A 19,947-nucleotide genomic window follows, 5' to 3' on the forward strand; every position below is an offset into this window, starting at 1 on the left:
CCTGATCCCATCCCGAACTCAGTAGTGAAACGATGCATCGCCGATGGTAGTGTGGGGTTTCCCCATGTGAGAGTAGGTCATCGTCAAGCACCTACACCAAAACCCCCGATCAGGAAACTGGTCGGGGGTTTTACTTTGTGCTGCGAAAAACAAACCACGCTCAGGTGAGCCTTTGATAGGCAACTAAACAGCGCGTGGCTATGATGCCTAGGCGCACTTTTATCAGGGTTCTTCTATGGCCGGTCCGGCACTCTCTGAACCACTTTCCGAACTTGAGCTTAAGCAGCTGATTGCCTGCCATGAATGCGATCTGCTGTTGCGCAAGCCTGATGCGGCTGCAGGTGAGCGGGTTGAATGCCCACGCTGCGGCTATGAGCTGTACACCCATCGTGCGCAGGTTGTGCGCCGCAGTATGGCGTTGGTGCTTGCGGCGTTGTTGTTGTATGTGCCGGCTAACTTTTTACCGATCATGCAGCTCAACCTGCTCGGGCAGGCGACTGAGGACACGGTCTGGACGGGCGTGCTTGGGCTGTACAACAGCGGCATGCAGAGTGTGGCCGTGGTGGTGTTTCTCTGCAGCATGGCGGTGCCGCTGCTCAAATTGTTATGCCAGTTCGCTGTGCTGTTGAGTATCCGCCTGGATATTGGCCGCAGTTATGGCTTGCTGCTGTACCGCATTTATCACCATATGCGTGAGTGGGGGATGCTTGAGGTTTATCTGATGGGCATCCTGGTGGCCATTGTGAAGCTGGTCGATCTGGCCGATCTGAGCATTGGTCTGGGGCTGCTGTGCTTTGTTGCGCTGTTACTGGTGCAGGTCTGGTTGGAGGTGACGATGTCGCCGCACCAGATCTGGGAAGCCTTGTCGGGAGAAGATGCGCATGCGGGCGATTGATGCCGGGTTGTTGATTTGCCATGAATGTCACCAGCTCAACCCGCAGCAGCCGGGCAACGACAAGCAATTCTGCACGCGCTGCGGCGGGCATCTGCATGCACGACGGCCCAATAGTCTGGTGCGCACCTGGGCGTTGCTGCTGACGGCTGCGGTGCTGTATATCCCGGCCAACCTGCTGCCGATCATGACGGTCAACTCACTGGGCAAAGGCCAGTCCGACACCATCATGTCGGGGGTTATCGAGTTGGTGAACTACGGCATGTTGCCGATTGCTGCGGTGGTATTTATCGCCAGTATTGTGGTGCCGACCTTCAAGCTGGTGGGCATTGCCTTGCTGCTGTACTCGGTACAGCGCCATCAACCGATGTCGGCACGCCAGCGCGTGTTGATGTACCGCTTTATTGAATGGATCGGCCGCTGGTCGATGCTGGACATCTTCGTCATCGCGATACTGGTGGCGGTGGTCAATTTCGGCAGTCTGGCGAGCATTGTCCCCGGCTATGGCGCTACCGCGTTTGCCAGCGTGGTGGTGTTGACCATGCTGGCGGCTTTAACTTTTGACCCCCGCTTGATTTGGGATAACACGGACTCGGATGACCACCATGAATGATTTGCCGTTGGCTAAAGCGCGCCCTGCTTCGAACTGGTCGGCTATCTGGGTATTGCCGCTGATTGCGCTGATTATTGGCGGATGGCTGGGCTGGCGTGCCTATAACGAAGCCGGTATCGAGATTCAGGTGATGTTTGCCAGCGGTGATGGCATTCAACCGGGCAAGACTGAGGTGATTTTCAAGGGTATGCCGATTGGCAAAGTCACGGCTCTGGAGCTGGATGACAGCGGCGAGCGACGTGGTGTGCGCGCGACTCTGGAAATGGATAAACGGGTTGAGGACCATCTGCGCAGCAATACCCGTTTCTGGCTGGTTAAACCGAGCGTTTCGCTGGCGGGCATCACGGGGCTGGAAACCCTGGTGTCGGGTAACTACATCAGCGCCAGTCCAGGTGATGGCGAACCGACGCGTAAATTTACCGCGCTGAACGAGCCACCACCCTTGGCCGATACTGCGCCTGGTTTGCACCTGACCCTCAAGGCCGAACGACTTGGCTCGCTCAATCGTGACAGCCCGGTGTTCTATAAGCAGATTCAGGTGGGCCGGGTGAAGAGTTATGCCCTGGTTGAGGAGCAGAACCTGATCGAGGTGAAGGTGTTTATTGAGCCGGAGTTTGCCTCTCTGGTGCGTAAACACACGCGTTTCTGGAACGCCAGCGGCGTCTCCATTGATGCCGGTTTATCTGGGGTGAAAGTGCGCACTGAATCTCTGGCGAGCATTGTCGCCGGTGGGATTGCCTTTGCCACGCCCGAGCACCGCAAGGACAGCCCGCCAACTGACCCGAGCCTGCCATTTCGTCTGTACGAAGACTTCGACAGCGCCCAGGCCGGTATTCGCGTGTCGCTCAAACTGCATGAGTTCGATGGTCTGGAACCGGGCCGCACACCTGTGATGTACAAGGGCATCCAGGTTGGCCATATGAAGACCTTCAAGGTCGATCAGGACCTCAGCGGTGCACAGGTGGAGTTGATGCTCGACCCCCGCACTGAAGACTATCTGGTTGAAGGCACCGATTTCTGGGTGGTCAAACCATCGATTTCCCTGGCCGGGATAACCGGACTGGAGGCGCTGGTTAAAGGCAACTACATCGCCATCCGGCCAGGTGAGGCCGGTAATCCTGCGCTGCGTGAATTTGTCGCCAGAGCCAAGGCCCCACCGCTCGATCTGTCAGCGCCGGGCTTGCACCTGGTGTTGTTTAGCGACACACGCGGCTCGCTGGAAGTGGGCAGCCCGATCCTGTTCAAGCAGGTCAAGGTCGGCACGGTGCAGAGTTTCCAGTTGTCGCGTGATGACAAGCAGGTGGCCTTTGGCGTGCACATCGAGCCTGAGCACGCGCATCTGGTGAATAGCAGTACGCGTTTCTGGAATGCCAGCGGAATTACGCTGAAGGGGGGGCTGTCGGGCGTTGAGGTCAAGAGCGAGTCATTGCAGACCTTGCTGGCGGGCGGTATCGCTTTTGAAACACCGAACCCTAATGCGCCCAAAGGCAATAAGCGGGTCGAAAGTTTTAACCTGCACAGTAGCCAGGAAGTGGCGCTGCAGAAAGGCATAGAGCTGACTATTCGCGTGCCCAGTGGTGACGGTCTCAGCCCGGGCACGGCGATTCGCTACAAGGGCCTGGACGTGGGCAAGGTGGAGCGCATCGAGCTGACGGATGATCTGCAGGCGGTAATTCTGTATGCACGGATTACCCAGGCGACGCAGCAGATTGCCCGGGCAGGCACGCAGTTCTGGGTGGTCAAGCCGGAGGTCAGCCTGACCCGAGCGGCCAACCTGGAAACCTTGGTCAGCGGGCAGTACCTGGAGGTTCGGCCAGCGAGCAAGCCTGGTGCGACGCAATTGAGTTTCACCGCGGCCGAATCGGCACCGACGCAGAACGCCCGTGAACAGGGGCTGCGTCTGGTACTGAGTGCGGCGCGGCGTGGTTCGATCAAACCCGGTGTGGTGGTCAGCTACCGCGAAGTGCCGGTGGGCAAGGTTACCGATTTCGAGCTGGGGCCGACCTCGGACCGGGTGCTGATCCATATCCTGATCGAGCCACGTTATGCGCCGCTGGTACGCAGCGGCAGCCGCTTCTGGAATGCCAGCGGCATCGGCGTGGATGCCGGGCTGTTCAGTGGGGTGAAGGTGCGCACCGAATCGCTGGAGGCGTTGCTCGAAGGCGGCATCGCCTTCGCCTCGCCGAATAACCCGGAGATGGGCGGGCCAGCGCAGCCAGGACAGACCTTTGCCTTGCATGATGAGGTTAAGGATGAGTGGCTGAGCTGGGCGCCGAAGATCGCGCTGGAGCAATAACTGACAAGGGCCGCAATTGCGGCCCTTGTGCTTTACGGCGGGTGAGCCTACGTCAGGCAGGCTCGGTTGCTGCGGTTGTGGTTTCTGCCTTGCCCTTGGCGCTTTCACGGCGCTGGATATATTTCCAATCCGCTTCGTCGATATAGATGCCATTTGGCCCGCTACCACCTTCCAGATCGATGGCCACATGGGCCGAGACCTGCGGTTTCACCGACGCGAGAATCGGCACAAAGCCGAGCTGCAGGCTGGTTTCGATCAGCGCCTGCTGATTCTTCTCGTCGATATCCGCTGCCTCATCTAGGTAGTAAGGCAAACGCACCTTGCCGGCCTGGTCGCGGTCCATCAGGTGCAGCAACAGGTACATGTTGGTCAGCGCCTTGATGGTCATGGTGGTGCCGTTGGAGGCGGCACCATCGATATCGGTGTGGATCACCGGCTGGCCATGCACCTTGGTGATTTCGAAGGCCAGTTCGAACAAATCCTTCAAACCCAACTGGTTATGGTTAGCCGCCACCAGGCGCGACAGATAGTCCTTGGCTTCCTCGTTCTTGCTGTCCTGCTCGCTGCTCTGCTGCAGGTCGAACACCGAGAGGGTTTCGCCTTCTTCGTATTGACCGGCGCTGTGGATGATCTGGTCGATATGTTTGAGCGCGTCCTTGTTCGGGGCGAGAACGATGCGAAAGCTCTCCAGGTTAGACACCTGGCGCTTGTTGATCTCACGGTTGAACAGTGCCAGCTGGTGTTCCAGGTTGTCGTAGTCGCTGCGGATATTGCGCAGGGTACGGGCGATATCGGTAACCGCAGCGCGGCGCGCCTTGGCCAGGGTGATGGCTTCGTCCTGGCGGTGCGCATAGGCGTTGACCAACAGGTGCAGGCGGCGCTCGACATCATCTTCGCTGTCGAACTTGGCCACGCCTTTCAGGCGCACCTGGGCGTAGAGCGCCTCGATTTGCCCGTCGACACGCTGCAGGCCCTGCCAGGCGTCTTGGTAGTCGTTAAGCAGCGGCAGCAGGTTGTCGAGGCTGTCGTCCACCGGGTCGGTAAAGGGCGTGCCGAACGGCAGGTTGGCCGGCAGCAGCTGGCGGCGACGCAGGGCATCTTCCAGGGTGCGTTCCTTGGCTTCCAGATCGGCGAGCTGACGGCCGACCAGTTGCAGCTTGGCGGAGAGCTGCTGCACGCGCTCGGTAAAGGCATCGGAGGCGCGCTTGAGTTCGTCTTGGGCGGCTTCCAGCTGGGCCAGCTGCTCCAGTTTGCTGGTCTCCTCAACGGAGAGCGTCTGGCACTTGCGGAAGTCTTCCAGGGCCTTTTGCGCATCCAGCATGGCCTGGTAGAACTGCTCGGCCTGGGCCTTGCTCGCGGCGCGGTCGGCGGCCACGGCCTGCTGGGTTTTCAGCTGTTTGTATTCGCGATCCAGGCGGTCCTTCTGGTCGCGCAGGGCCGCGCGGTCGGCCAGGGCTTGCAGGGCCGGTGGCTCGATATGGCTGAGGTCGATGCTTAGGCCGGGTACTTCGAAGTGCTCGCCTTTAAAACCGTCGAGAATGGCTTCCAGGGATTTGACCCAGGCATCGCCCTCGGCAACCTGAATGCCTTTCTCACCCAGCGGCAGGCTGAACAGCTGGCCGTTGAACAGACGCATCAGGCGGTCGACGTCCTGCTGGCTGAATTCTTCGCGCAGGCGTGAATAGCTGTTGTTGTCAGCGTGTTCGAGTTGCTGCTTGACCGACTTCAGGCGTTTTTCCAGATCGCGCAGGCGCTCATCCAGGTCTTCGGCGGAGAACTGCCGCGATTGGGCCAGGGCACCGGCCAGTTCGTCGTGGGCATCCTTGGCGGCCAGCAGTTGCTCTTCCAGCACCTTGGCGTCGTTGACCAGGGCAAAGCGATTTTTCAGTACCGACAGCTCGCCGAGCCAGCGTTGGATCTCGCTGATTTCGCGCTCCATACGCATCAGCTCCTGGGTGCCGCCACGTTGCTCCTGCTGCAGGCCGTCCTGCTCGCCACGGTAGTGTTCGGCCTGGATCACCAGTTCCTCGCGGCGCGCGCCGGCGTAGTCCTGCCAGGTGCCGAGCAGCGAGTCGAGCAGCGGCGAGAGGCGATGCAGCTTGCCGCGCAGCAGTTCGCGTTGGGCCACACCGGCAGCCAGGGCTTCGATCAAGGGGCCGGCGGTAACCAGCGCCTGATAGTCCTGCTCCATGCGCCGCACATCGCGGAAGGCTTCTTCGGTGGCGGCGATATAGTCGACGCTGCCCGAACGCAGGCTGTGCTCGAAGGCATCGAGGAACAGCTGCTTAAGCTTGGCCGCCGTAATCTCCCTCATATGCAGCAGGTTGATAAAGAGCGCGCGGAAGGTCTTCAGGCTCTGTTCGCTGGTGGAGCGCAGCGGGATCAGGGTCAGGTCCAGCGGAATCGAGGTATGCCCGCCGACCAGCAGGCGGCGCAGCTCTTCCGGTTTCAGCTCATAGGCCTTGATGCCGTCGCGCTCCAGGGCGTTGAACAGCTCACGCTGACGCAGGCAGGTGCCGTTCTTCTGGTAGTGCTCAAGATTCAGGGTGCCCTGATAGGCGAAGAACTGGTGGCCGAAGCCGCCGCCCGGGCCGCGCCCGGCCACGCCGATTACATGGGGGCCATGGGGCAGCACGACTTCGACGAGGATATAGCTGGTGTCGCTGGCGAAGTAGAACTTGCGCGAGGCTTCCAGGCTGTACTTGCCGAAGCTCATATCCGACATACGCGCCAGAATCGGGAACTGCAGGGCGTTGATCGAGGCGGATTTACCCAGGTTGTTGGCCCCGTACACCGACAGCGGGTTTTCCAGGGGAAACAGGCCGAGGCTGTAACCGGCGGTATTCAGTAGGGCGAAGCGGCGGATGCCGTAGCGTTCCTGGCTCATGCGAGGGTCTCCTGGGCGTCACGTTCTTCGGCCATGGCGCGGGCCAGGGCGTCTTCTTCGGATTCGTCGACATCGTCTTCAGCGAGGCTGATGATTTCGTCTTCGGCCTCCTCATCCAGTAGCACCGGCGTTGGCAGCGGCAGGCTGCTGTGCAGGGTGGCGGCCAGGTCGCGGTCCTGCTGCACGGAGAGGCACACGTCGAGGAAGCGGTGCATGGGCGCTAGGAAGCGGTAGATGCCGTTGTCTTCACTGGCAAAACCGAGCTGGGTCAGGCGGCGCATAACCTTTTCCTCCAACTCGTCTTGAGTGGTGACTTCGGCCTGGAGAAACAGGTCGCGGTACTTCTCCAACAGCGCCGGCAGCTCGTCGCGGCCCAGGCTGCCACCGTCGAGCACGGCCAGCGGGTCACGGCCCTGATCGGCGAGATGCTCGACCAGAATAAAGGTGAACAGCGCCAGGCGCTGGGCGGTCTTGTTGACCTGGGCGCCCATCTGCTCGGGGACGAAGTAGTAGAAGCCGCGGCTGTCGCAGGTCAGTTCATAGCCCAGCGCCTTGAATAGGCCGCGGTACTGGTCCTGCTGGCCGGCCAGCTGGGTGTACAGCTCCGGGTTGCTGCGGCTGATGTGGTAGCCCTTGAACAGCTCGCGGAAGATCGGGGCGAGCTGGGTCAGTTCTTTTAGGTCGATATTCATACGGTGGTCCCGGCCGGCTTGATCAGGGCAAAGGAGCTCAGGCTGACCTGATGCTCGCGGGTGAGGTAGTCGCGGCGCTCGAGGCGCTCGCGCTGGAAGCGGCCATCGCGGGACAGGCGCGAGAACCAGTAGAGCAATTCGTCGGTGGCGCCTTCCGGCTCCTGCTCCAGCAGCCAGACCATCAGGTCCGGCAGCGGCAGGGCCTGCTCGCAGCGTTCGATCATTTCGCGGGCCGTGCGTGGCGCGCGGGGTGCTTCGCCTCTGCGGCTGGCGTGGGCCTTGGGGAACTGCGCCGGCTTGGGCTCGAAGCGCGCCAGGGCGTACACATAGGCCTCGACCTGCGAGGCGGTGCCGAGAAAGGTGCTTTGCGGGCGACTGAACAGCGGCAGGGAGGCCTGAGGTACGGCGTCCAGGCCCTTCTTGCGAATGGCTGCCAGGGCCAGAGCTGCGCCACGGGTCACGGCGTTATGCCGGCGCGCTTCTTCGCGCAGCGGCAGCAGCAGCTCGCGTGCGCGGCGCAGGGTCAGCTGGGCGGTGGTCTGCATTTCCAGAATACGCGCATGGGTGCGCAGCAGCAGGTCGTCGTCCACCAGTTGGCCGAGGCGCTGCTGTTCGCCGAGCAGGCGCAGCAGCACATGTTCGACGCGGTACACGCCCTGCTCGAAGGCACCGTCGGCAGCCACCAGCTGGATCATCGGTTCAACGTATTCGTCCCAGGTGGCCAGCACTTCGGCGTAGCGCTGACGTAGGGGAATCTGCCTATCTGAGGTCTTGGCTCGATCGGCCACGGCGACCAAGGCCTGTTCATCGTTGGCCAGTTTCTTCAATACATCGCGCACGCGCATATCGAGCAAACGCAACTGGCGCGCCAGATCGGCGGCGTCGCGCACCTCGAAGGCGTCCTTGATATAGCCGGCCAGGCGCTCCAGATGGCGCAGATAGGCCTCGATCTCCAGGCACAAACCCAGACGGTGTTCGCGGCGCAGGTAGGCGAGGAAGTCGTGAATCTGCGCATTCAGCTCGAAGCGATTGGGGCTCTTGGCCACCGGCACCAGGATATCCAGGCGGATCCATTGGTCGAGCAGGGCGGTGACATCGGTTGGCGTGCCTTCGGGCAGCTGCGCGGCCAGCTGGTTGCGCAGCTCCACCAGGCTCAGGGTGCCGGCATCGAAGCGCTCGCACAGCGGCTCCAGCAACGTCCAGTGTTCAGCAAGGGCGCGCAGTACGCGCTTGGGATCAATCATCGGGGCATCCGCTCCGCGGGCTTTTCGCAAAAAACGCCGATTGTACTGCAAGCCGTGGCCAAGGCTTGAGTGTCAGTCATCGTCTGTTCGGCGTTGCCTGCGCGCGTGTAACCCTGGTTGTGGTGATGGGTAACAGCGTGGCGGCGCTTTGCTGTGCGGTCGGGGCAGATTTCCGGGGATTTCTCGACTATGGGTCGGCACGTTTCGGCGGGCGGCTTTTTATAGTGCTAATCAAGGCGTGGAGTCCGCAGGGCTCTGCCAATCGAATAATAAAGACAGGGAATCAGCCATGCGTCCCACTTTGCGTTTTGCCAAGACCGCCTGTGCTCTGATGTGTAGTGCGCTGCTGAGTGCTGCTGCCCATGGGGCGATGGTCGAGCTGGCGGATAATGAGTTGTCGGAAGTCACGGGTCAGGCCTTTATCAACCTGACTACCGACAGCAATGCGGGAATCAATTACACCCGGTTAAATTTCGGGATGGATATTGATACGCAGTTGAATATGAACAAGCTCAAGCTGGGTTTGTATGGCCGCACGGGTGAGGCTGCCAATACCGCAGATATCAATATCGACAATTTTGCCCTGGGGTCGGTGAATGCAGACGATACGATTAACCCCTTTCGGATTTCTAACCCTTTTCTAGAGCTTGCATACAAAAACAATAAGGTGGTTGGTGTGCGCCTGGGTTTTGGTGAGGCTCAGGGGCATTTGTCCGGGAATATCAATACCTATACAGGTAACTTGGCCATCGATATCTTTGGTAAGGGCAGCTACCTCGGCCCCAAAATTACCTGTGGCTGGGACTTCATCGTCTGTTTGCCTGCCAAAGGTTTGGTAAGTGGCGTGTGGGCCAATGAAGATTTCAAGGCCGAGGCCTCGTTGGTTAATGGTTCCGGTAACGCCGACCCTGTGCGTGGAACCATGGCGGGGTTGACTAATGGCACCAAGCTTTCCATGCCAGATTCGAGTGCTGCTGCGAACTTCTTGCTGGGATTGTTTACCTCACAAAACTGTGGGCTACTGGGGGTTAACACCTGCTTCAACCTATCCGACTACGGCAGCATCCCAATCGGTAAGTTTGATAACCAGACCCAGCAGTTTACGGGTACTGCCAACGGTGTATTCCTCTCGATGCAGACGGAAAACGTGCAATGGCGTGATCAGCAGGATGCCAGCAAATTTATCACTGCCTTGGCCGGCGCATTTATGAACATACCCCGTAATGCTGATGGTACAGCCGCTATTACTTTGAGCTTTCAGCAGGCTCTGGAAGGCATTGCACGCAAAGATACCTGTCTCGGCTCCGCGACTCACGGGTGTTAACCATGATGCGATCAATCGGGTTCGGCTTCTTGGTTTCCTTTGCCGCGTGTAGTTCTGCGGAAATGCAGGAATTGGCAGACGAAGAACTGTCGACTGTTCAGGGCGCAGGGTTCGGTTTTGTTCTGGACAGCATCATGCTTGATGCCTCTGGTGCCAACATCACGATCAATGACATTGAGCGAGTCAGGTCCGACGGCATCAAGGAAAACATGCCCGTCAAATTATCGGAGTTTTACCTGAGCGGCAGCGGTAGTAACAAAGGTGCCAATAAAACGCCGGTTACGCTGGGGCGATTGAACCATCCCTTTACCGTGACCCTGGGCAAGGGCGAGGAAATGCGTGCCCTCAGCGACACATGGGAGCTGCGCAGTAAGGTTGTTCGCGAAGGTGGCGCAAACAAAACGGTGCAGTACTGGGCCCCAAGTGGTGCTTCGCAATGGGTGCAGACTACGCCCAGTAATGTGGCCGTGCTGACACTGGCTTTTCCGGAGCGCATGACATCAGGCGGCTCAAGCTGCATTAGCGGTTACGCTGGTGCGGGGCTGAACTGCTCCAGTGATCCGAGTGGGCGTGCCGACCTGGGAATGCGTTTCGACTTCAGCGTGGGAGGCGGGCGCAAAGATATTCTTGATTTCGACTTGGCTCAGCTGACTATGGATGGCTCTTATCTGCGTCTGTGGGGAGACAACAGTCGTAAGCAACTGGTCGGTGAGGCGCTGATCAATATCTTTGCTAAAAATCTGGATATCAGCGCCTGCACTGCACCAGAGGCTTCAGCAAACTGTACTTCTGCCGCTGCCCTGGCTGGCACCATGTACTTGACCAATGCTTACGCAAATATTGCCTTGGGTTACGGCAAGTCCCAGCCGCTGCAGTTTGATGTAAACAGCAATGGTCAGTTTGTTCTGGAACTCAGTAATCCGGTTAACACCGCAGGTACGGCGGCTCAGCGCAATGCCCAGGCCGCCGACTTCTATGCCAATACGCCACGCACCAACTTGGTGTTCGATAACATGAACATCGGTTACGGACGTCCTCCAGCCAATGGTTTTGCCAATATGCCGGGCGCAGCCCTGAACTCAAATGGACAGGCTGTAGTGGGAGGCGGGGGGATGAGCTGGGGTTACAACTTCGGCCGAAACGAAATATCCGGCCTGAGCTTCAACTACCTGAAGGTGACCAGCCGTGATCTCTAAAGTCTGGTTAGCCATCAGCGCGCTGCTCGCCATGCCGGCCTTTGCCGAGATGCAGGCATTGGACGATGACACCCTGAGCAGCCTGAACGGCCAGGGCGGGGTTTACCTGTCCGGTGAGTTCAGTATCAACAAGGACGGTGGCGTGCTCTGGAGCACGCCGGCCAGCAACAACCCCAGTACCTGGACGGCCGGCCAGCGCAGCTGCGCTACGGCGGGCGCCAGCACGGCGGAAAACTGCGGCATGCGCGTGGCGATTCGTTCCGAGGCGGACGGCGGCTGGTATGTGCTGGATAACCTCAAGGGCGTGTTCAGCTTTGAAGGCCTGACCTTGCGCACCCGCACCATCAACAGCGGTTTCAACGGTGATGGCGCAGCCTTTAATCAGGATGTGCTGGAGTTCGGTCTGCCCAACGAGGTGAAGTTCAAGGACGGCAGCTTTGCCTTTGGCGTGGCCAATCAGGGCGGCTGGCAGAACAAATCGCTGAGTGTGGCCAATGGCGGTAATCCGTCGTACCAGCAGACCAATATCTTCTCGGCGAAGATCGACGGCACCATCCGTATGCAGGGCAACGTGCTGATCTTTCCGCAGAACTGAGGAGCAGGGCCATGCACCGCCATTCGCTGTTGTTGCTCGCACTTCTCAGTCCACTCACGCAGGCCATGCAAGCGCTGGATGATCAGGCGCTGTCGTCCGTCAGCGGGCGCGATGGTATCAGCCTGCAAACCACAGGTGCGGGCTGGTCGGCAGGTAGTATTGACTACAAACAGGATGGTCAGACCCTTAGCCTCAAGGGCGTCAGTGGTACACCGCAAGTGGCGGGTAGCAGCTCGACCACCACGCTGGACGTGGTGGGTGAGCAATTGCAGGTGCAGCACAGCGGCAGCGCCCAGGTGCTGAGCATCGACAACATTGAGCTGGCCGGTAGCAGCAAAAGCTTCGGCGCCTTTCGCGCATTTTTCACCCTGGGCGCCAGCCTCAAGCTGAGCGGCGGTGGGGCCAGTGGTGTCAGCGGTTTCAGTGTGGATGACAGCCAGCTGTCGTTGAGCGCCGCGACCTTCTATTACCGCGACAATGGCTTTGACCTGATCGTCAAAGGCCTGTCGTTCGACACCTACCTGAACAACGCCTACCTGGACATCGTCAGCGGCGGCAGCGGCCAGGAAATCAAGCTGGACCTCGGCACCTCGCGCTTTGTCGGCTCGATTGCCGGCATCGGCCTCGACCTGGCCCATGGCGATCCGACCACAGGTGTGGCGGTGACGCCGGGTACTCCCGACCTGCGTGACGTCGATGCACTGCGCAGCTTCGGCAAGCTGAACATGGATCTGCGCCTGGGCGGCAGCATCAGCATTGCCGGTGGCGGGGCCAGCGGCGAAGGGCTGCGGATCAAACCGAATATCACCATCGCCAACAGCCTGTTCCAGTATCAGGACGAAGGCGTGCTGCGTGCCGAGAACTTCGCCGGCAGCCTGATCAGCAACGCCGGGTTGACCCTGGATCTGGAGCAGGACGGCGTTGGCAGCTATGCGAAAATCGCCTTTCAGGACCTCAAGTTCAACGCCACTCTCGGCGGCCTGATCATGGGCAACCCGAGCAATCAGAAACTCGGCGGCTTGGCGGTGGATCTGAATTTTCTCGATCAGGGTGCGCGGCAGAACTGGTTGAAACTGCGCCCGGGCGGCGACCCCAACTCCGGGCAGAAAGGCATCAGCGCCGACCTCAGCTGGAATATGCTCAACAGCTCGCTGGCGCTGACCGATAACGGCAACACGATGTGGTTCAGCGGCTTGCGTACCCACGGCACCGGCCAGTTCACCTTCGATCTGACCAAGAGTTGCGCGGCTGGTGTCAGTGCCGGCTGCTATGCAGGAATCAACAGCGATATGAACAGTGGTGGCTATAACGGCCACTTCGATGGCATGCGCCTGGGGCTGAAGAATATCGTTGGCAGCTACAGCTTTGATGGCCTGCGGGTCGGCACTGCCGATGCGCCGCTACAGGGCGGCACCGAGTTGCTGGTGCTGATGGAAATCTTCCCAGCCTATGATTTCACCCTCAATGGCCAGGTCACCCTGCGCGCCGGTGGCGCCGTGGGCGATGGCCTGCGTTATAACGCCGACTTCTATATCACCGAGGCCAATGCGGCGATCACCGTGGATGAAAACGGTCGTGGCCTGTGGCTGTCGGGCAGCAGCTATGAAATGCATTACCGCGAAGGCTCGCTGGATATCAGCAACAACGGCGTGGAGCTGCGCAAAGGCACCTACTGGTCGAAGTTGGATGTCGGCAACGTGCGTTGGGGTGACCGCCTAACCGGCAGCAGTATTGGTCGCCTGGTGCTCAAGCGTTATGAACAGGGCTCTACCCTGGCCATCAGCTCGGGCGGTGCCGGCGCTCTGTGTGTCGGTGGTAGCGGCGGCTCGTCGGCAGCGTGCGTGGCCAGTGGCGGGCGCTGGGAGGATCGTGGCGACGAGGGCATCTCGGTCAAGCTGAAAAATGTGTTTGTGCGCGACGGCTCTGGTAACCCGGCCAATAGCGTATCGAACAACGAGAAGCGTAATCAGATCATCATCGAAACCGGACGGTTCAATGGGGTGAACGGCACTGGCAGCCAGCTGGTGGTAGACAACTTCCACACTTCCGACGGTAACCCGAGCAACCCGAACGCCAATGCCTATGGCTTCAATGTCGATCTCAACCTCGATGTGGCGCCGACCAAGGTGTGCAATAAGACGGGCTCTGGCTGTACGCCGTTCAGCCCCGATCCGTTGGGCTTTGCGGTCAACGGCCGGGTGCACTTCAAAGAAGTGAATATCGACCGGATTCAGAACGTACACCCCACCGGCGGTGCCGTGACTTCGATGTACGGGGTCAAGCTGCAGAACGCCGACATCCGCGCCAACCTGACGGCCACGCCGATCAACTGAACTGCAGAATAAGCGCCGCGCAGGCGCTTCCTGCCGTCATGCCCCTGTCATCCTTTTTGGTCATTCTGCTGGCGCGCTGTAGGGCGCGTCGGTTGCTTCACGTTGGCCGCCCAGTCGTTGCCAATGGTCGCTGAATCGACGAAATATCCCCGTTGCTCTTTCGATATGTGCCGGTTGTCGGCACAATTCGCCTCCACTTTTGGGGGGAGCAGCCTCTGCTCTCCGTTGGCCGACCTTGCACGGGGCACCGAAATGATCAAAACGCCTTACTACCTGATCGATAAACAGAAGCTCTTGGTTAACCTGGAGAAGATCGCCTACGTGCGCGAGCACTCTGGGGCCAAGGCGTTGCTGGCGCTCAAGTGCTTTGCCACCTGGTCGGTGTTCGACCTGATGCAGCAATACATGGACGGTACCACCTCGTCCTCGCTGTATGAGTTGAAGCTCGGTCGACAGAAGTTCGCGGGTGAAACCCACGCCTACAGCGTGGCCTGGGCCGACGACGAAATCCCTGAGATGCTCGCCAACTGCGACAAGATCATCTTCAACTCCATCGGCCAGCTCGAACGCTTCGCCGAAGCCTCCGCCGGCAAGGTGCGCGGCCTGCGCGTCAACCCACAGGTGAGCAGCTCCGACTACCTACTGGCCGACCCGGCGCGCCCATTCAGCCGTCTGGGTGAGTGGGACCCGGAAAAGATCGCCGCGGTGATGGATAAGGTCAGCGGCTTTATGTTCCACAACAACTGCGAGAACGGCAGCTTCGGGCTGTTTGACCAGATGCTGACCACTATTGAAGAGCGCTTCGGCCACCTGCTTGAGCAGGTCGAGTGGGTCAGCCTTGGCGGCGGCATTCACTTCACCGGCGACGACTATCCACTGGATCAGTTCTGCGCGCGGCTCAAGGCCTTCTCCGAGCGCTTCGGCGTGCAGGTGTATCTGGAGCCCGGCGAAGCAGCCATTACCCTGAGTTCCTCGCTGGAAGTCACGGTGCTCGACACCCTCTACAACGGCAAGCATCTGGCCGTGGTCGACAGCTCCATCGAAGCACACATGCTCGATCTGCTGATCTACCGGCTCAACGCCAAGATGGAACCCTGCAACGGCGAATACACCTACATGGTGTGCGGCAAGTCGTGCCTGGCAGGTGACATCTTCGGTGAGTACCAATTCGATCGTCCGCTGGCCATCGGCGATCGTCTGTCGTTTATCGACGCAGCGGGTTACACCATGGTCAAGAAGAACTGGTTCAACGGCCTGAAAATGCCGTCCATCGTGGTGAAGCAACTCGACGGCAGCGTCGAGGTGGTTCGCGAATTTGGCTTTGACGATTACCTGTCCAGCCTGTCCTGACAGCTGGCGGTTAAAGGAGAGATAAAGAAATTGAAGAAGAATGTTCTGATCATTGGTGCAGGAGGTGTCGCCAAGGTGGTGGCCCACAAGTGCGCGCAGCACAACGACGAACTCGGTCGTATTGCTATCGCGTCGCGCAACATCTCCAAATGCCAGGCCATCATCGACAGCGTAAAGGCCAAAGGCAGCTTGAAGCAGCCGGCCGAGATCCAGGCTTATGCCCTGAATGCGCTGGATATTGAAGCAACCAAGACGCTGATTCGTGAAACCGAATCGCAGATCGTTATCAACGTGGGCTCGGCCTTCCTCAATATGTCGGTGCTGCGCGCCTGCATCGATACCGGCGCCGCCTACCTCGACACCGCCATCCACGAAGAACCGGGCAAGGTCTGCGAAACGCCGCCTTGGTACGGTAACTACGAGTGGAAGCACCTGGCCGAATGCCAGGACAAGGGCGTGACCGCCATCCTCGGCGTCGGTTTCGACCCGGGCGTGGTCAATGCCTACGCCGCACTGGCGCAACAGCAGTACTTCGACAGCATCGAGTCGATCGACATCCTCGACGTCAACGCCGGTTCCCACGGCAAGTACTTCGCCACCAATTTCGACCCGGAAATCAATTTCCGTGAATTCACCGGCCAAGTCTGGAGCTGGCAGAACAGCCAGTGGACCAGCAATACAATGTTTGAAGTCAAACGCACCGACGACCTGCCAGTGGTCGGCGAGCAGAATCTGTACCTGACCGGGCATGACGAAGTGCATTCCTTGTCCAAGCACCTGAACGTACCCAATGTGCGTTTCTGGATGAGCTTCGGTGAGCACTACATCAATGTGTTTACCGTGCTGAAAAACCTTGGCCTGCTCTCCGAGCAACCGGTAACCACGGCAGAAGGTCTGCAAGTGGTGCCGCTGAAAGTGGTCAAGGCCGTACTGCCGGACCCCGCCTCGCTGGCGCCGGGCTACAGCGGCAAAACCTGCATTGGTGACCTGGTCAAAGGCACCAAGGACGGTAAACCGGCCGAGCTGTTTATCTACAACGTCGCCGACCACAAAGATGCGTATGTGGAAACCGACAGCCAGGGCATCTCCTATACCGCTGGCGTGCCGCCGGTCGCAGCAGCACTGCTGGTCGCTCGTGGCGATTGGGATGTAGCGCGTATGGCCAACGTTGAACAGCTGCCGGCCGAACCGTTCCTCAAGCTGCTGGACGTAATGGGCCTGCCGACTCGCATCAAAGACAAGGACGGTGATCGTCCCTGGGACCAGGCGCTTTGATCGGCTGTCTCTAGCCGGACTCTAGCTCGCTCAGTCCGCTCAACGCCCGCCATTTTGGTGGGCGTTTTGCTTTCTGGCCCGTGGGAGGGGCAGAAAGCCGCGACGTGGCATCAATGTGCGCCGCGCTTCCCGCCCGTGGCATTTCACGCGACAATCAACCCTTATCGACACGCGCCCCAACGTCGGGTGCGTGCTACGGCGACTCCGTGAGGAAACCAGCATGAGCAGCAACGACCGCGTCATTATTTTCGATACCACCCTGCGTGACGGCGAGCAGAGCCCCGGCGCGTCCATGACCGGTGAAGAAAAGCTGCGCATTGCCAAGGCCCTGGAGCGTTTGCGCGTCGACGTGATCGAAGCCGGCTTCGCCATCGCCAGTCCCGGCGACTTCGCCGCGGTCAAGGCGATTGCCGACAGCATCAAGGACAGCACCGTGTGCAGTCTGTCGCGAGCGCTGGACGCCGATATCGACCGCGCCGCAGAAGCGCTCAAGGGCGCCAACTCCGGGCGTATCCACACCTTTATCGCCACCAGCCCGATTCATATGCAGTACAAGCTGCGCATGCAACCGGATCAGGTGGTGGAGCAGGCCGTGCACGCGGTCAAACGCGCGCGCAACCTGTGCAGCGATGTCGAGTTCTCCTGCGAGGACGCCGGCCGTTCCGAAATCGATTTCCTCTGCCGCATTATCGAAGCGGCGATTGATGCTGGCGCGCGCACCATCAATATCCCCGATACCGTCGGCTATGCAATTCCGCACCAGTACGCCGAGACCATTCGCCAGCTGCTCAACCGTGTGCCCAACGCCGATAAGGCGGTGTTCTCGGTGCATTGCCATAACGACCTGGGCCTGGCCGTGGCCAACTCTCTGGCTGCCGTAGTGGCCGGTGCGCGTCAGGTCGAGTGCACCATCAATGGCCTCGGTGAGCGTGCCGGTAACGCCGCGCTGGAAGAGATCGTGATGGCGATCAAGACCCGCGAAGACCTGCTCGGCCTGCACACGCGCATCGACACCCCGCACATCCTCAGCACCTCGCGCATGGTCTCCGGCATCACCGGTTTCCCGGTACAGCCGAACAAGGCCATCGTCGGTGCCAACGCCTTCGCCCACGAGTCCGGCATCCACCAGGACGGCGTGCTCAAGCACCGCGAAACCTACGAAATCATGTCCGCGCAGTCGGTGGGCTGGAACACCAACAAGATGGTCATGGGCAAGCACTCCGGGCGCGCGGCGTTCCGCTCGCGTCTGGATGAGCTGGGTATCGCCCTGGCCGGCGAGGCTGAGCTGAACGCGGCCTTTGCTCGCTTCAAGGCGCTGGCGGACAAGAAGCATGAAATCTTCGACGAAGACCTGCAGGCCCTGGTCTCCGATACCCTGGCTGAGGAAGCGCCAGAGCACTTCAAGCTGGTGACCCTGGACGTGGCGAGCAAGACCGGCGAAGTGCCGCAAGCCCAGGTGGTGGTCAGCGTCGATGGCGCCGAGCACAACGGCCATGCGCAAGGTTCGGGGCCGGTGGATGCGACCTTCAAAGCCATCGAGTCGATTGCCAGCTCCGAGGCCAATTTGCAGCTGTATTCGGTCAACGCCATCACCCAGGGCACCGATTCGCAAGGCGAGGTGACCGTGCGCCTGGAGAAGGGCGGGCGCATCGTCAACGGCAATGGCGCCGATACCGACATTCTGGTGGCTTCGGCCAAGGCCTATATCAATGCGCTGAATCTGATGCAGGCCGGACAAAAAGCCCATCCACAGGCGGCTGACGTTTGATTGCAGAACTGCGCCGGCGTGCCTACCTGAGCGCCATGCAGGTGGCCAGCTGGCTGCCGCGTGTGGAGCTGCCGTTTGCTGCGCCATCGCGGCCTGAGTTATTGCAACCGCTCGTTGAGCCCAAGCCCGAGCCTGAGGTCGTTGCTGTCGCGCCACAGGCGGTGGCTGAAGCGGCGCCAGCCTATGAGCCTCCGCATGCTGAAACGCCCGTTGCCGTGCCAGTCTCTCGGCCCAAGATCGAAGTACCGCGCCCCGCGCCTCAGGGGCGCATGGCCAAGGTTGAAGCCGTTGCAGCTGACGCCGAGGCGCAGGTAACGCCTCTGCCAACGTCCGTCGCGCCGCCACGCTTTGCTCTGCAGCTGCTGCGTGCTGGCGCCTGTGCGGTGTTGGTCGAGCTGCCCACCGGCGAGCCGCTGCAAGGGCGCGACCCAGCCTATTTGCTGCTCAAGGATCTGCTGCGCGCCGCTGGTCTGCCAGACAGCCCGCAACTGATTGGCGAGCCGGTGCGCTGGCCGCTGCTGGTGCGCGGCCAGATCGACCAGGGCCCGCAAGCGGCGCTGGAATATGTGCAGAGCTTTGTTGGCGCACGGCTGGAAGAGCAGGAGCCCTGCAGTTGCCTGTGGCTGGTGGGTTTGCCGGCCATTCGCTTCGCCGGTGAGGCCACTGCCGAAGCCTATAACCGTGAGCTGCAGGTCGAGGGGCTGGGCGCTGCCTGGGCGCTACCGGGCCTGGAGTTGCTGATGGATGAGCCCGAGCGCAAGCGTGAGCTGTGGCAGGCCATGCGCCGCGTGTGTCAGCGCTGGTTGGCCGACAATTGAATACATCGTTTCCCGGCCTGCGGGTCGAGGTTTCTCCTGCTTGCCGAGTCAACCCGAATGAGTGATGCAATCAGCTTCCGCCCGATGACTGCGGCGGATATCGATGCGGTGCTGAAAATCGAATACGCCGCCTTCAGCCATCCCTGGACGCGCGGCATCTTTACCGACAGCCTGACTTCCTACAACTGCTGGGTGATGTTCGAGGGCGAGCAGCAGGTCGGCCACGGCGTGATCCAGATCATCATGGATGAGGCGCACCTGCTCAATATCACCGTCAAGGCAGAAAGCCAGGGCCGCGGCCTGGGCCTAAAATTGCTCGAGCACCTGATGCAGCAAGCCCAGCAGCAGGGCGCCAATGACTGTTTTCTGGAAGTGCGCGCGAGCAACCAGGTGGCTTACCGCCTGTACGAGCGCTACGGCTTTAACGAAGTCGGCAGGCGCCGCGACTATTACCCGGCCGTCGGCGGCCGCGAAGACGCCCTGGTGATGGTCTGCCCGCTGTTCGACTAGCGTCACCCTATCGCGTGCCGATTGTGTGGGAGGGGCTTTAGCCGCGAACGGCTTAGCGTATCGCGACCCTCGCGCCAGGCGCTGACACCATTGGCTACCGCCTACGGCGCTATTCGCCGCTGACCTGACGCCGGGCTTGTCGCATACTGGCGCG

Annotated in this window: 15 protein-coding genes and 1 rRNA gene; 13 read left to right on the top strand and 3 right to left on the bottom strand. The window is 60.3% G+C overall.

Translation table 11 applies throughout. The features are described 5' to 3' along the window. From rrf to Q8O69_RS04440, 4 genes are all read left to right on the top strand, one after another. Nucleotides 1–89 (top strand): 5S ribosomal RNA (gene rrf / locus Q8O69_RS04425); the annotation flags it as partial. A 146-nt stretch (nucleotides 90–235) separates the two neighbouring features. Next, a complete protein-coding gene (locus Q8O69_RS04430; protein WP_305589904.1) occupies nucleotides 236–895 on the top strand; it encodes a paraquat-inducible protein A in 660 nt (219 codons plus the stop codon). Next, nucleotides 882–1,505 carry a paraquat-inducible protein A gene (locus tag Q8O69_RS04435; protein ID WP_275963450.1) on the top strand — a complete coding sequence of 208 codons (624 nt, stop codon included), beginning with the start codon at nucleotides 882–884 and terminating at the stop codon, nucleotides 1,503–1,505. The genes Q8O69_RS04430 and Q8O69_RS04435 overlap by 14 nt, the downstream gene beginning before the upstream one ends. Continuing rightward, a complete protein-coding gene (locus tag Q8O69_RS04440) occupies nucleotides 1,498–3,801 on the top strand; it encodes a PqiB family protein (RefSeq protein ID WP_305589907.1) in 2,304 nt (767 codons plus the stop codon). Before Q8O69_RS04435 ends, Q8O69_RS04440 begins: the two co-directional genes overlap by 8 nt. Before the next feature lie 52 nt (nucleotides 3,802–3,853). On the opposite strand, the gene mksF is transcribed toward Q8O69_RS04440, so the two are convergent. Genes mksF through mksB form a run of 3 tightly spaced genes read right to left on the bottom strand, consistent with a single transcriptional unit; the run spans nucleotide 3,854 to nucleotide 8,624 of the window. Next, a complete protein-coding gene (gene mksF / locus Q8O69_RS04445) occupies nucleotides 3,854–6,688 on the bottom strand; it encodes an Mks condensin complex protein MksF (protein WP_305589909.1) in 2,835 nt (944 codons plus the stop codon). Beyond that, complete coding sequence (gene mksE, locus Q8O69_RS04450) at nucleotides 6,685–7,380, bottom strand: Mks condensin complex protein MksE (protein ID WP_305589911.1); 696 nt, start codon at nucleotides 7,378–7,380, stop codon at nucleotides 6,685–6,687. Before mksE ends, mksF begins: the two co-directional genes overlap by 4 nt. After that, nucleotides 7,377–8,624 (bottom strand): Mks condensin complex protein MksB, encoded by a 1,248-nt coding sequence (gene mksB, locus Q8O69_RS04455; protein ID WP_305589913.1) that lies wholly within the window; start codon nucleotides 8,622–8,624, stop codon nucleotides 7,377–7,379. Before mksB ends, mksE begins: the two co-directional genes overlap by 4 nt. A 289-nt stretch (nucleotides 8,625–8,913) precedes the next feature. Here mksB and Q8O69_RS04460 point away from each other — a divergent pair, with 289 nt between their 5' ends. The 9 genes from Q8O69_RS04460 (at nucleotide 8,914) to rimI (ending at nucleotide 19,793) form a co-directional block, all read left to right on the top strand. Then, nucleotides 8,914–9,948, top strand: coding sequence for a DUF6160 family protein (locus Q8O69_RS04460; protein ID WP_305589915.1), 1,035 nt, complete (start codon nucleotides 8,914–8,916; stop codon nucleotides 9,946–9,948). A 5-nt stretch (nucleotides 9,949–9,953) separates the two neighbouring features. Further along, nucleotides 9,954–11,144 carry a hypothetical protein gene (locus tag Q8O69_RS04465; RefSeq protein WP_371136046.1) on the top strand — a complete coding sequence of 397 codons (1,191 nt, stop codon included), beginning with the start codon at nucleotides 9,954–9,956 and terminating at the stop codon, nucleotides 11,142–11,144. Next, nucleotides 11,134–11,739 (top strand): DUF6160 family protein, encoded by a 606-nt coding sequence (locus Q8O69_RS04470; RefSeq protein WP_371136045.1) that lies wholly within the window; start codon nucleotides 11,134–11,136, stop codon nucleotides 11,737–11,739. Before Q8O69_RS04465 ends, Q8O69_RS04470 begins: the two co-directional genes overlap by 11 nt. Nucleotides 11,740–11,750: 11 nt before the next feature. Then, a complete protein-coding gene (locus tag Q8O69_RS04475) occupies nucleotides 11,751–14,072 on the top strand; it encodes a DUF6160 family protein (RefSeq protein WP_305589919.1) in 2,322 nt (773 codons plus the stop codon). Nucleotides 14,073–14,324: 252 nt separating this feature from the next. Beyond that, nucleotides 14,325–15,422: a carboxynorspermidine decarboxylase gene (locus tag Q8O69_RS04480; RefSeq protein WP_305589921.1), complete on the top strand. Its 1,098-nt coding sequence runs from the start codon at nucleotides 14,325–14,327 to the stop codon at nucleotides 15,420–15,422. Between the two features lie 30 nt (nucleotides 15,423–15,452). Beyond that, nucleotides 15,453–16,697 carry a saccharopine dehydrogenase family protein gene (locus Q8O69_RS04485; protein WP_305589922.1) on the top strand — a complete coding sequence of 415 codons (1,245 nt, stop codon included), beginning with the start codon at nucleotides 15,453–15,455 and terminating at the stop codon, nucleotides 16,695–16,697. A 220-nt stretch (nucleotides 16,698–16,917) separates the two neighbouring features. Next, nucleotides 16,918–18,465 (top strand): 2-isopropylmalate synthase, encoded by a 1,548-nt coding sequence (locus Q8O69_RS04490; RefSeq protein WP_305589923.1) that lies wholly within the window; start codon nucleotides 16,918–16,920, stop codon nucleotides 18,463–18,465. After that, nucleotides 18,462–19,283, top strand: coding sequence for an energy transducer TonB (locus tag Q8O69_RS04495; RefSeq protein ID WP_305589924.1), 822 nt, complete (start codon nucleotides 18,462–18,464; stop codon nucleotides 19,281–19,283). Before Q8O69_RS04490 ends, Q8O69_RS04495 begins: the two co-directional genes overlap by 4 nt. A 57-nt stretch (nucleotides 19,284–19,340) precedes the next feature. Then, entirely contained in the window at nucleotides 19,341–19,793 is a 453-nt protein-coding gene (rimI, locus tag Q8O69_RS04500) for a ribosomal protein S18-alanine N-acetyltransferase (RefSeq protein ID WP_275963439.1), read from the top strand. Nucleotides 19,794–19,947: the final 154 nt, after the last annotated feature.

Source organism: Pseudomonas sp., assembly GCF_030690725.1.
Taxonomy (GTDB): domain Bacteria; phylum Pseudomonadota; class Gammaproteobacteria; order Pseudomonadales; family Pseudomonadaceae; genus Aquipseudomonas.